This is a genomic window from Nocardioides lianchengensis (genome assembly GCF_900101465.1).
GTDB classification, from domain to species: domain Bacteria; phylum Actinomycetota; class Actinomycetes; order Propionibacteriales; family Nocardioidaceae; genus Nocardioides; species Nocardioides lianchengensis.
This window is the reverse complement of record NZ_FMZM01000015.1, coordinates 1-12,228: the sequence shown is the minus strand read 5'-3', so window position 1 is coordinate 12,228 and position 12,228 is coordinate 1. Positions and strand designations below refer to the sequence as shown.

Below are 12,228 nucleotides of genomic sequence, written 5' to 3'. Positions count from 1 at the left end.
GAGGAAGGATCGGACGCACGCCCGGCGGGCGCGACGGTTCGAGTCTCTATCCCGCGGCTGTCCTCGCACCTGCACCTGGTGCGACAGGTTTCCCACGGTTTGCGTCACCGGAGGTGAACGAGCCCGCGTCTCGACGTGCCTCGTCACGGAAGGCTCGGGGCGAGCGGCCCAGCCGGGTCAGGAAGACGCGGCGCATCATCTCGCCGCTGGAGAAGCCCGCGGCGGCGGCCGCCGCCGCCACGGACGACCCGGCCCGCAGCCAGTCGCAGGCGATGCCGAAGCGCAGGTCGGCCACGTAGGAGGCCGGCGTGGTGCCGAGCTCGTCACGGAACAGCCGGGTCAGCTGCCTCTCGCTGACGTGCGCGAACGCGGCCATGGACCGGACGCTGTGGGGCACCTGTGGCTCGGCCCGCACATGGTCGGTGACCCGGCGGACGACGTGGGACTCCACGACCTTCGCGCTTGCCGACGACGAGAACTGCGACTGGCCGCCACCGCGCTGGAGGTAGACCAGCAGGTCGCGGGCGACGGCCTGCGCGACCTCGATGCCGTGGTCCTCCTCGACCAGCGCGAGCGCCAGGTCGATGCCTGCGGACGCCCCGCCGGAGCTGTAGGTGCGGTCGTCGCGGACGTAGATCGCGTCGTGCCGCACCGAGACGCCGGGATAGCGCGCAGCCAGGTCCCGGGTGTACTTCCAATGCGTCGTGGCGGCCCGGCCGTCGAGCAGGCCCGCCTCGGCCAGCACGAACGCGCCCGTGCAGATGGCGGCCATCCGCCGGCTGCGTCCGGCGAGTTCCCGGGTCGCGGCCACCAACTCGGGCGTTACGAAGCGGAGGGCGGGTCTGGTGCTGCCGACCACGACGACGGTGTCGAAGGTCCCGGAGCCCGCGACGGCGACCGCCTCCATCCGGGCGCCCACGGACGTCTCGAAGGCTCCGCCGCCGACGGTCAGGACCGAGATCTCGTAGGCCCCGGGGACCTGCCGGTTCGCGGCCACGAAGACCTCGGCCGGACCGCTGAGGTCGAGCAGCATCACCCCGTCGAACGCCAGCACCCCGATCCGGCGCGGGGAACGCGACGTCTCCATTGTGGAATCATGGCTCCACCAACCGCGCGGTGTCCACCGGGCTCCGCTCGCGGGACCGGACGGGAGCCCGGCCTTCGGATGACGGCGATACGCTCCGCAGGTGCCGCGCCCCCGACAGTTCGACGAGCCCGCACTGCTGGACGCGGCCATCGAGCTCTTCTGGTCCCACGGGTACGCCGACACCTCCATCGCCGACGTGGCCCTCGCCTCGACGGTCGGCAACGGCAGCATCTACGCCGCCTACCGGTCCAAGGACGGTCTCTACCTGCAGGCCGTGGTCCGCTACTGCCGGCGGTTGACCGAGACGGTGCGCGAGGCCATGCAGGGGAGCTCCGGGGACGTCGCCACGAGCCTGCGGGCCTACCTCGAACTCATCATCTGCGACTGCGTCAGCCAGCCCGGGCGGCGTGGCTGCCTGATGCTCAACAGCCTGACGCTGGTGGACCGGGTGCCCGAGCTGCGGCCCGTCATCGACGCGACGACCCGCGAGCTGCAGGAGATCGTCGCGGCGCGATTGCGACGCGACCTCGCGGGTGGCGCCGACCAGGTCGACGTCGAGGGACTCAGCGCGCACTACGTGACCCTGTCCCAGGGCCTCATCCACCGCAGCCGGCTCGGCCACGGTCCGGACGAGCTCCGGGCCGTGGCCGACGCCACCTTGCGGTTCAGCCCCGGCCGGAGCGCTTGACGAACTCCCCGCGCGGGTCGCCGACGACGGCGCCGTCGCGCAGGACGGCGGAGCCGCGGAGGTAGGTGTCAGTGACCCGGGCGGTCAGCTCGAAGCCCTCGAAGGGGGTGTACTCCTGCGTCGAGAGCGAGTCCTCGGCGCGGACCGTGTAGCTCACGTCGTCGTCGACGAGGCAGAAGTCGGCGTCCTTGCCGACGGCCAGGTCGCCCTTCTGCGTGAGGCCGAACCGCTCGGCGGGGTTGCGCGCGGTGAGCTCGGCGACGGCGCCGTACGACAGGCCGCGACGGCGGCCCTCGGTGATCAGGCCGGGCAGCAGGTACTCGGTGCCGCCGAAGCCGGACTTGGCCAGGAAGACGTCGTCCTTCGGGTCGCCGAACTTCGTCTCCTCCTTGCAGCAGGCGTGGTCGGAGGTGACCCAGGAGAAGTGGCCGGCGAGCAGGTGCTCCCACAGCGCGTCGACGTCCTCCGGCGAGCGCAGCGGCGGGTTGACCTTGCCGCCGAGGTTGGCGGTGTTGAAGTCCGCGACCAGGTGGCCCACGGTGACCTCGCGACGGAAGTCGATGTGGGGGAAGGTCGCCTGCATCATCATCGCCGCCTCGATCGCCTTGCGGGACGTGAGGTGGAGCAGGTTGATGTTGGGCAGCTCGGTCTCGTGGGCGAGGTACGACGCGATGGTGATCGCCAGCCCCTCGGAGTGCGGCGGCCGCGAGGCGCTGTAGGCCTCCAGGCCGGTCAGCGTGCCGTCCTTCTCCACCAGCTTGGTGTAGGCGCGCATGATCTCGGCCGTCTCGCAGTGCAGGGACAGCGAGATGGCATCGCGGTCGTCGGCGAAGCGGGCGTCCTCGCGGGCCTTCTGGATGCCGCGCATGACGAACTCGAAGTGCGCGATGTCGTACGACTGGTCCTCGGGCAGCATCAGGAACGAGCCCTGGTCGGCCGAGCGGCCGTGCAGGCCGTGGCTGCCGTAGAACATGAAGATCTTGAACGACGGGACGCCCTGCTCGATGAGCATCGGGATCTCGTCGATGTGCTCCTCGAGGATCGGCGCGACGTGGAACGCGTAGTCGACGTAGGCGCGGCCGTCGGTCGCGGCGAGGATGTCGGGGAAGATCTCGCGGTAGGGGCCGGTGCGGTTGAGGTAGTAGGCCCCGGTGCGGATGTAGGTGATCCCGGAGGTCACGCCGCCCTGCGCCGAGGCCCGGCTCTCGGACTCGGCGTCCTCGCCCAGCTCGTTGTAGATGCCCCAGTGCTGGTGGACGTCGACGACGCCCGGGAAGAGGAGCTTGCCGCCGGCGTCGAGCACCTCGGCGCCGTCGGCGTCGAGGGAGCCGCCGATCGCCGTGAAGACGCCGTCCTTGACGCCGACGTCGAGCCGCTCGGGCTCGTCGTGCCCGGGCCGGACCACGCGTGCGTTGGTGATGATCAGGTCGTGCTCAGCCATGAGGCTCACCTCTCCTTGATGTCGTCAGGGTCCACCGTCGTCAGCGGCGCGAGCACCGCGGTGACGTCGGGGCAGGTCTCCAGCTCCGCGCAGGCCCGGGCGAGGCCCTCGACCCGGTCGGCGGCCAGCGTGCGGCCGGCGTTCGCGCGGAACTTGGCGCTCAGCTCGTCGAACGAGAGCGGGCGCTGCGGCCCGCCGCGGGTCGTCAGCACCTCCTCGACCAGCTCGGTGCCGTCGGTCAGCCGCGCGGTCAGCACGGCCGGGAACTGGGTCGGGAAGATCGCCGTGCACCGCTCGTCGGGCACCACGTCGACCTTGGCCATCAGCGCCCGCCGATCGGGGTCGCGGGCCAGCTCGTCGGTGTAGTCCTCGACGCCCGCGCCGAGCCCGGCGCCGCCGAGCAGGCCCACGGCGACGGCGTACGGGCCGCTGAACTGGGCCATGTAGCCGGTCTCGGGCGTGCGCTTGACCTCGATCGGCTCGCCGATCGTGCGCAGGTTGGGAGCGGGTACGCCGAGGGTCAGCCGCTCGACGCGGTCGGGCGTGACGCCCTGCTCGCGCAGCCGGGCGGCCGCGTCGACCGCGGCGTGGGTGAAGTGGTTGGCCGGGTAGGGCTTGAAGAAGATGTCGGGCACCGCCCAGGTCTCCCCCAGCCCGTCGACGACCGCGCCCGGGTCGAAGTCGCCGTGCAGCCAGGCCTGGTAGAAGCCGAACCGGCCCTCCAGGACCGTCGGCGGCCCGGTCAGCCCGAAGGCCACCAGCTCGGCGGCCGAGACCGCGGCATGCGCGGCCCAGCCGCAGTGCAGCCGCTTCACTGTGCCGCCGGTGCGGTTGGCCTCGATGATCCCCGAGGCCATCGAGGCGGCGACCCCGAGGCTGTCGACGACGGCGTCCGCCGTACCGCCCGTCAGGACGGCGGCGGTGACGGCACCGCCCATCGCGCCGCAGATCGAGGTGGCGTGCTGGCCGTGCTCGAAGAAGGTGGAGTTCTTGGCGTCCTCGTCGTACCCGGCCATGCCGAGGCGGACGCAGGTCTCCAGGCCGAGCGCGATCGCGCGCACCAGCTCGGCGCCGCTCGCGCCCTCCCGCTCGGCCACGGCCAGCGCGACCGGGACGATCGTGGCGCTCGGGTGCAGCACCGAGGGGAGGTGCGTGTCGTCGTAGTCGAGGGAGTGGGCCAGCACCCCGTTGACGAACGCCGCCAGGCCCGCCGGCAGCCGCTCGGGGACGCCGACCGCCGACGCGACCGGCCGGCCGCCCTGCGAGCGGGCCCAGGCACGGGCCGCACGGCTGGTCTCGAGCGGGGCGGCCGCGACGGCGATCCCGAGGGTGTCGAGGACCCGCTTGCGGACGCTGTCGACGACCTCGTCGGGGAGGTCGGCGAAGGACGTGCGCTCGGCGAAGGCGCCCAGCTGCTGGGCCAGGGTGGGGGCGCTCACCGAGCGGCCCGCAGCGCCAGCGGCCGCACCGGCGAGCCGGTCGCGCCGAAGATGTTCAGCGGCACCAGCACGAACGTGAACTCGCCCCAGCCCGCGGCCGCGAGACCCTCCAGGTCGAGCGCCTCGACGATGTAGATGCCGTGCTCCACGAGCAGCACCCGGTGGGCCGGCAGCAGCGCGTGCCCGCCGCCGGGCGCGAGCCGCTCGAAGGCGATGGTGTCGGCCCCGGCCGCGTGCACGCCCCGCTCGGCCAGCCAGGTCGCCCCGGCCTCGCCGACGCCCGGCACGCCCGACGGCCCCCCGACGTACGGCGCCCCCTCGGCGAAGCGCGAGCCCCACCCGCTGCGGATCAGCACGACGTCGCCCGCGCCGACGGTGACGCCCGCGCGCTCGGCGGTCGCCTCCAGGTCGGCGACGGTGATCTCGTAGCCGCCCTCGCAGCAGTCGACGCCGAGGTGGCCCGCGACGTCGAGCAGCACGCCGCGGCGCACCATCGGCTCGATCGTGTGCACGCCGAGCTCCTCGTACTTGCCACCGACCCCGGCCGCCACCGCGTCGACGCCGCCGTGCATCTTCCCCTGGAAGGAGACGTGGGCGAGCGCGTCGATGTGGGTGCCGACGTGGGTGCCGGTCGTGATCATGTCGTTCGCGGCGCTGCTGCCGTCCGCGCGGACCATGTCACCGTGGCGGCGCGGCAGGGTGTGCCAGAACTGGGGGTGGTTGGGCGACTGCGGCATGCCCGTGCGCAGCTGGCGGCCGAGGTCGATCGACTCGACCCCGCGCTGCACGACCTCGAGCAGGGCGTCCTTCGGGTGTGCGTCGTTCATCGCACGACCTCCTCGTCCTTGAGAGCGGTGATGTCCTCGGCCGCGTAGCCGAGCTCGCTGAGCACCTCGTCGGTGTCCTGGCCGATGTCGCGGCCGGTGAAGCGGATCCGGCCCGGCGACTCGCTCATCCGCCACATCACGTTGTGCTGCAGGACCGGGCCGAGGTCGACGTCGTCGACCTCGACCAGCATCTGCGTCTCCCGCACGTGCGGGTCCTCGGTGAGGTCGCGGGCGTCGTACACGGGCGCGATGGCGGCGCCGGCCTCGGTGAAGGCGGTGAGCACCGACTCCCGGTCGCGGGCGGCGATCCAGCTGCCGACGTGGTCGTCGAGCAGGTCGACGTGCTCGGCCCGGCCGGCGCCGGTGGCGAACCACGGCTCGTCGATGACCTCGGGGTGACCGACCAGCTCCATCACCCGCTCGGCGATCCGCTGGGCGCTCGTGGAGATGGCGACCCACTTGTCGTCGGAGGTCCGGTAGGCGTTGCGCGGGGCGTTGTTGGTGGAGCGGTTGCCGTGCCGCTGGGCGACCTCGCCGAGCTGCTGGTAGACCGTCGGACCCGGCCCGACGGCGGTCATCAGCGGCTCCAGGATGCTCAGGTCGACCACCTGACCGCGGCCCGTGGCGTCGCGGTGGCGCAGCGCCATCAGGACGGCGGACGAGGCGGCGATCCCGCAGATGCTGTCGGCCAGCCCGAAGGCCGGCAGGGTCGGCGGGCCGTCGGCCTCGCCGGTGGCGGCGGCGAACCCGCTCATCGCCTCGGCCAGGGTGCCGAAGCCGGCCCGGGAGGAGTAGGGGCCGGTCTGGCCGAAGCCGGTCAGCCGGGCGACCACGAGGCCGGGGTTCTCGGCCATCAGCACGTCGGGGCCGATGCCCCAGCGCTCGAGGGTGCCGGGGCGGAAGTTCTCGACGACCACGTCCGCGGTCGCGGCCAGCCGGCGGAACACCTCGCCGCCCCGGGGCGCCTTCAGGTCGAGGGCGACGGTCCGCTTGTTGCGGCCGATCTCCTTCCACCACAACGGGACGCCGTCCTTGCTGCGGCCGTGGCCACGCATGTTGTCCCCGCCCCGCGGGTGCTCGATCTTGACCACGTCGGCGCCGTAGTCGCCGAGGATCTGGCAGCACAGCGGGCCGGCGAGGATCGTGGAGACGTCGAGGACCCGGAGGCCCTCGAGGGGAGCTGGAGCGTCAGACACACAGAATCCGTTTCGCTAGGAGAAACGTCCGAACTGACCCTCACCCTAGCGTTCTGGCGCGTCCTTCGGAACCCCGCGTACATTCGGGATCATGAGCGAACCTATGGCGTTCCGCTTGTCGGAACGCACCGCCGGGGCGATCGACGGCCTCGTCGCGGGCGTCTGGACGCCGTACGACGACCTGCCCGTCCCGGTCCGGTCCCGGCTGCCCGTGGTGCTCGCCGACCTCCTGGGCGTGACCGCCGCCGGCCTGCGCACCCCGGAGCTGCGGCGCCTGCTCGACGCCTGGCCGCAGCCGCCCGGGCCGCACCCGCTGCCGGGCACCTCGCTGCGGACGACGCCCGAGACGGCGGCCCTGCTCGGTGCGGCGGCGGCCTGCTCGCAGGAGCTCGACGAGGGCAACAAGCACGCCGCCGGCCACCCGGCGGCGCACGTGGTCTTCGCGGCCGTGGCCGCGGCCCAGCAGTCGCCGACACTGGTCGACGGGCGGCGCTTCCTGGCGGCGGTCGCCGGCGGCTACGAGGTCGCGGCCCGCTTCGGCCGCGCCGTACGGCGGGACCCGGCGTGGCACCCGCACGGGCACTGGGGCTCCACGGGGGCGGCGTACGCCGCGGCCACGCTGCTCGGCGCGACCCCCGCCCAGGTCGCGGCTGCCGTGGACGCCGCGACCGGCCTGATGACCGTCGCGCCGTGGGACACCGTGCTGGCCGGCGACCCGACCCGGAACCTGTGGATGGGCCAGGCCAACCTCGCGGGCCTGTCGGCCGCCCACCTCGCCCGGGCCGACCTGGTCACGAACCGGGGTGGGGCGGCGGCCGCGCTCGCGCTGGTCGGCTCGCTGGACCCCGAGCTCCTGGTGGCCGACCTCGGGGAGCGGTGGCTCGCCGCCGAGGGCTACCTGAAGCAGCACGCCGCGTGCTCGTTCACCCACGCGGCGATCGACCTGGTGCTCGCCCTGCGGCTCGCCGACGGCTGGTCGGGCGACGACGTCGCCTCGATCCGGGTCGGCATCCACTCGCTCGCCGCGCCCCTGCTCGACCGGTCGCCGTCGAACCGGCTGGCGGCGATGTTCTCGCTGCCGTTCGCGGTCAGCATGGCCGCGGTCAGCGGCGCCGTCACCCCCGCCACGATGGAGCCCGGCACGTCCGCCTTCGCGGCGGCCGAGGCGTTCAGCCCCCGCGTCGACGTGGCCCTGCTCCCCGAGCTCGACGCCCACCTGCCGGCCCGCCGGGTCTGCGAGGTCGAGGTGGTCCTGACCGACGGCTCCCGCGCCGCGCTCGCCCAGCCCGACCCGATCGGCGACACCGCCCACTTCCCGCTCGACGACGACGCGCTGGTGGCCAAGCTCGACGGCCTCGCGGTCCCCGGCGCCGACCTGCTGGCCGCCGTACGACGGCTGCCGGAGGCCGACGACGTGGTCGCCGCGCTGGCGGGACTGCCGTTCGACTGATCCTGGCGCCGCTCCCGCCGTACCCTCGGCGGATGGCGACCACCCTCGCGGCGACCGAGCAGCGCTCGCGCACGCCCCTCGGGCTCGCGCTGCTGGGCCTGGCTGGCGTGCTCGTCGTGGTCCTCGCGATCGGGTGGTACAGCGCCGCCGCGGGCTACGTCCACGCGGAGCGGCTCGACCACCCCACCGCCCTGACCCTCGCGGCCGGCGCGGCGGCCACCGTCGGCCTCGGCCTGCTCCTGCGTGGGACGGCCCTCACGGTCGTCGTCCTCGTCGGGATCGGCGCCGCCACCCTGGGCTGCGCCGGACTGTTCGCCCTGGTCTCGGTCTTCTCGGCGTCGACCTGGGACGACCCCGCGGTCGTCGTCACCAGCCCCGACGGCAGCCTCACGACGCGAGTGCTGACCACGGGACTGTCGGAGTCCTACGTCCTCCAGGTCCGGCAGAACGACCGCGGCCTGCGGAGCCGGGTCATCGAGCTCGGGTGCCTCGACGCGGACGCCAACAGCCTGCTGGCGCTCCGGTGGGAGGGCGACGAGCTCGTCGCCGACACCTCAGCCGGGTCGATCGCGATCACGGTCCCCGCCCCGCACTCGGACCGACCGGTCGCGTGGCGGGAGGTCCTGGACGCGACGCTCGGCGAGGGCGCGGTCGGACCCGTCGCCCTCGAGAAGTGCTGACCGGGGCCCATCGCCCAGATTGAGCTCGTCTGCCGGTGCATTTCCCGGAGCGCTCGCTGATGCTGGCGTTCGGTCACGTCTGAGGGCGTACTGAACGGTTGGACGCCCGAGCATGCCGTCGACGACGGTTCCTACAGGCGTTGAGACACGCACCTGTCGAGGGAGCTCGACCAAGGTGGCGATGGCCTGCGGAATCAGGTCGCGAAAGTCGACATCAACGAGAGGAAGATCGCGCCCGCCCCTCCAAGGGATGGCGGTCCCGCCCACCAGGCGATGCGCCGCTCTTCGATCGGGGTTGCTCCGGCCGAGCTCAGCTCGTTCCTCCAACTCCAGTAGGGCTTGGCGCTAAGTGGCGCCGTGGCGACGACGAAGGGGGTGTACACCAGCATCGCCGGCAGGGTGATCATGAGTGTCCAGAGCGGATGTTCGAGCTCACCTGCCAGCCAGTGCCCCGATCTCGCCAGAGCCGCGTAGCCCGCCAGAGCACCCGCCGAGATCGCGAGCGAGACTGGACCAGCACCTCGTCCCAGGCTCCGGGCCCGAGCAACCCAGTAGGCAGCTAGACGTTGCGTGGAGTCGTACCGGGCATCGAGCAAGAAGCTCCACACGAGTAGGCCAATCGCGGCCCCGAGCGCCCACCATCCGCTCACCGGCGCGGGCCGCGGTGCCGAACGGCTCTCGACTCCACCCCTCCGGCCTCGTCGGCCTCTGATGGCGTTCGTCGACTCACGCGTCGACGACGGTCAACAGCACTAGGTGACACGTCACCCGCCCCTCACTCCGAGTTGGCCACCACGAAGTACGCGCCGGTCGATGCCAGCGTGTCGTCGAGGAGGTGAGCCTCGCCCGCCCAGTCAGGGTCCGGCGAGACCCACGACTCGAAGTGGGCCCGGTCCTGAAGCCCTACCTGGATCCGGTAGCGGCCGTCGGGGGTGCCTCCGGGTACGACGAAGGTGGCTCGCCACGTCCCGTTCTTCGCCGTGCCACCGACACGGATGAAGCCCTGCACCAGCGCGATGTCGATCTCCTCGAGACCCGGCATGCCGGTGGACTGGGTCGGCGTGCCGCCGACGTACAGGAAGGCGTCGGTGATGCCTTCTACGTCGGTGCCGGCGATCTCGGCCGTGACTTGGACCGCACCGCGCGAGGTGTCGACGGGTGACGGCGAGAGCCTCAGCGAGGTCAGCACCGGCGCGTGGGTGTCCGGGTTCGAGCCGACCACCCGGAAGACACCCCCACCGCCCGGGATGGCGCGGTAGCGCGGCTCGTCGACGACATCCTGAGCGGCCAGCTCATCCGGGCCGAGCCAGTAGTCGGTGTCGAAGTTGCCGGCGGCGTCGCCGATCCAGACCGCGGCGTTCCACGTGCCGCCCTGCGCACCGCGCGGGATGTCGAAGGTGCCACGCCACACCGAGTTCCGTGCCGATCCGGACACCTGGCTCAGCAGCGTGCACGCGCCGTCCTGGCGGAAGCTCGGCGTACCCGTGGGCCAGGCGTGCGAGGGGCAGACGTAGAGGTCGGTCGGACCAGCCAGGTCGTCGGTGACACGCACCGTGGCGGTGATCGATCGCGCCGCCGCGCGCACGTCGACCGAGGCGGCGCTGAGCTGCAGCGACTGCAGGACCGGACGCTGACGGTCGTAGACGGTGTTGACGATCGTGTAGGCCGACGAGCGGTAGGCGCTGCCGGTGCGGCCGACCCGGTCGAGCACCCCGATGCCGAGGTCGCGCGGTCCGGGGTTGACGAACCGGGGGACTTGGATCGTGCCGACCCAGATGCCGTCGCGAGTCGTCCCCGACGCGAGGCTGGCCCCGCCACCGATGTCGACCCGCTTGACGCCGGTGTCGTCGGTGATGCGCGCCCGGACGCGGATGGTCTGGGCCTGTGCGCTGACGTCGACCGTGGTGCGAGACAAGGAGATCGCGCGCACCACCGGCTTTGCAGTGTCGGTGGCGCACCTGACCTGCCGGTCGCTGGACTCGCTCGGGACGTCACACACGTTGAAGCCTGCCCCGCCGTCGACGGCGTCCTGACCGAGTCCGCCGCTGAGCTCGTCGTCGCCAACGTTGCCCAGGATCACGTCGTCGCCAGTCTCGCCGGCCCCGGTGTCGGCGCCGGGCCCGCCCGTCAGGCGGTCGTCGCCGGCCCCGCCCGCCAGGTCGTCGTTCCCGGCAGCGCCGTCGACCACGTCGTCACCTCGATCGCCCGTGGCATCGTCGCTTCCGCCACCGCCGTCGAGGCGGTCGTTCCCGGAGCCGCCTTCGATTCGGTCGTCACCCGGACCACCGAGGGCCCGGTCGTTGCCCGTGGCGCCGTCGAGCCGGTCGCGGCCCGTGCCGCCGACCAGGACGTCATCGCCGCCCGCCCCGGCCAGCCGGTCGTTGCCGGCACCACCGTCGAGCAGGTCGTTCCCACCCCGTCCGTCGATGACGTCGTTACCGCCGCGCCCGCAGATCACGTCGCGGCCGCGCGTGCCCTGGAGGACGTCACGTCCCTGCGTGCCCACGATCGTGCAGACCACTCCGGTCGACGTCCGGACGACAGCGTGCGCAGGCGCGGGAGTCAGCACCACGACGAGCAGCGAGCCGGTCAGCGCCGTGAGCAGCGCCGTGGTGAGCGTGGTGCCACGGACGACAATCGTCCGCAGGTGGTGGGCCCGCACAGGGTCTCCGATCCAAGAGGAGGATGAGCGCGCCCACGCTAGACGAGCGCGACCTCCGGCGAGGCGGAACGACAGAACATGCGGTCGTCACAGCGACCCTCGGGAACCGTCCGCTCACACGGGACCCGCCCAGGCGGGTCCGAGCCTTCGACGAGTCCGGTGCGGCACGCGAACATTTTCTCTCGCCCCCCTTGAGTTCGAATACCTGTTCGATCATACTGGTGTGGTCAGCTCGTGGAGCTCTCGGAGGCTCACATGGACCACCCCCATCAGCCCAGCCACCCAATCAGGGTCGCTGCCCGCGAGATCGACCATGCGCTGAAGACCGTCGCCGACGTGAACCCGTCCTTCATGACCACCCCCGACAAAGCCGCGGCGCTGCGCGAGCTCGCGTTGCTGGAGGCGCGGGTGAGTGAGCTGCGGCTGCGAGTCGCCGCGGACGCCTGCGACGTGGCCGAGGAACACGGGGCACGCGACGTCGGGGCCTGGACCGCGCACGCCGTACGACGCCGGCGGGCGGACTGTGCGCGCGAGCTGCGGCTCGCGCTGGCGCTGGCCGACCGGCCGGTGCTCGCGGCCGCGGTGCGTGAGGGGGCGGTGAACCTCGATCAGGCCCACGTGATCGCCGACGCCCTCGCCGCGCTGCCGGGTGACGTCGACGCTGAGGTGGTCGACCGGGCCGAGGTGGCGCTGGTGGGGTACGCCGCGGACTTCGACCCCACCGACCTGCACCGCCTCGGCAAGCGGATCCTCGACGT

Annotated in this window: 10 protein-coding genes; 4 read left to right on the top strand and 6 right to left on the bottom strand. The window is 72.7% G+C overall.

Annotated features, from left to right (window positions below; genetic code table 11):
• Window positions 1–46: 46 nt before the first annotated feature.
• Window positions 47–1,087, bottom strand: coding sequence for a GlxA family transcriptional regulator (locus tag BLT76_RS22305; RefSeq protein ID WP_090860522.1), 1,041 nt, complete (start codon window positions 1,085–1,087; stop codon window positions 47–49).
• A 100-nt stretch (window positions 1,088–1,187) separates the two neighbouring features.
• On the opposite strand from BLT76_RS22305, the gene BLT76_RS22300 reads away from it, so the two are divergent.
• Window positions 1,188–1,775, top strand: a complete 588-nt coding sequence (locus tag BLT76_RS22300; RefSeq protein WP_090860521.1) for a TetR/AcrR family transcriptional regulator — start codon at window positions 1,188–1,190, stop codon at window positions 1,773–1,775.
• On the opposite strand, the gene BLT76_RS22295 is transcribed toward BLT76_RS22300, so the two are convergent.
• Genes BLT76_RS22295 through BLT76_RS22280 form a run of 4 tightly spaced genes read right to left on the bottom strand, consistent with a single transcriptional unit; the run spans window position 1,753 to window position 6,678 of the window.
• Entirely contained in the window at window positions 1,753–3,216 is a 1,464-nt protein-coding gene (locus BLT76_RS22295; RefSeq protein ID WP_090860520.1) for a dihydroorotase, read from the bottom strand. The two genes, BLT76_RS22300 and BLT76_RS22295, sit on opposite strands and share 23 nt — an antisense overlap.
• Window positions 3,217–3,221: 5 nt before the next feature.
• Entirely contained in the window at window positions 3,222–4,655 is a 1,434-nt protein-coding gene (locus BLT76_RS22290) for an MmgE/PrpD family protein (RefSeq protein ID WP_090860519.1), read from the bottom strand.
• Entirely contained in the window at window positions 4,652–5,482 is an 831-nt protein-coding gene (locus BLT76_RS22285; RefSeq protein ID WP_090860518.1) for a cyclase family protein, read from the bottom strand. The genes BLT76_RS22290 and BLT76_RS22285 overlap by 4 nt, the downstream gene beginning before the upstream one ends.
• Entirely contained in the window at window positions 5,479–6,678 is a 1,200-nt protein-coding gene (locus BLT76_RS22280) for a CaiB/BaiF CoA transferase family protein (RefSeq protein ID WP_090860517.1), read from the bottom strand. The genes BLT76_RS22285 and BLT76_RS22280 overlap by 4 nt, the downstream gene beginning before the upstream one ends.
• A gap of 91 nt (window positions 6,679–6,769) precedes the next feature.
• Between BLT76_RS22280 and BLT76_RS22275 the strand changes: the two genes are divergently transcribed.
• Both BLT76_RS22275 and BLT76_RS22270 read left to right on the top strand, forming a co-directional pair.
• Window positions 6,770–8,128 carry an MmgE/PrpD family protein gene (locus tag BLT76_RS22275; RefSeq protein ID WP_090860516.1) on the top strand — a complete coding sequence of 453 codons (1,359 nt, stop codon included), beginning with the start codon at window positions 6,770–6,772 and terminating at the stop codon, window positions 8,126–8,128.
• Between the two features lie 32 nt (window positions 8,129–8,160).
• Entirely contained in the window at window positions 8,161–8,808 is a 648-nt protein-coding gene (locus BLT76_RS22270) for a hypothetical protein (protein WP_090860515.1), read from the top strand.
• A gap of 775 nt (window positions 8,809–9,583) precedes the next feature.
• On the opposite strand, the gene BLT76_RS22260 is transcribed toward BLT76_RS22270, so the two are convergent.
• Window positions 9,584–11,470, bottom strand: a complete 1,887-nt coding sequence (locus BLT76_RS22260) for a calcium-binding protein (protein WP_139175802.1) — start codon at window positions 11,468–11,470, stop codon at window positions 9,584–9,586.
• Between the two features lie 255 nt (window positions 11,471–11,725).
• Here BLT76_RS22260 and BLT76_RS22255 point away from each other — a divergent pair.
• Window positions 11,726–12,228 (top strand): DUF222 domain-containing protein (locus tag BLT76_RS22255; protein ID WP_139175800.1); only part of this gene is annotated, 503 nt, incomplete at its 3' end.

What these genes read in the sequence shown, in the direction of transcription:
- BLT76_RS22270 (WP_090860515.1), top strand. Translation starts at nt 8,161, where the DNA reads ATGGCGACCACCCTCGCGGCGACCGAGCAGCGCTCGCGCACGCCCCTC.
- BLT76_RS22295 (WP_090860520.1), bottom strand. Translation starts at nt 3,216, where the DNA reads ATGGCTGAGCACGACCTGATCATCACCAACGCACGCGTGGTCCGGCCC.
- BLT76_RS22275 (WP_090860516.1), top strand. Translation starts at nt 6,770, where the DNA reads ATGAGCGAACCTATGGCGTTCCGCTTGTCGGAACGCACCGCCGGGGCG.
- BLT76_RS22305 (WP_090860522.1), bottom strand. Translation starts at nt 1,087, where the DNA reads ATGGAGACGTCGCGTTCCCCGCGCCGGATCGGGGTGCTGGCGTTCGAC.
- BLT76_RS22285 (WP_090860518.1), bottom strand. Translation starts at nt 5,482, where the DNA reads ATGAACGACGCACACCCGAAGGACGCCCTGCTCGAGGTCGTGCAGCGC.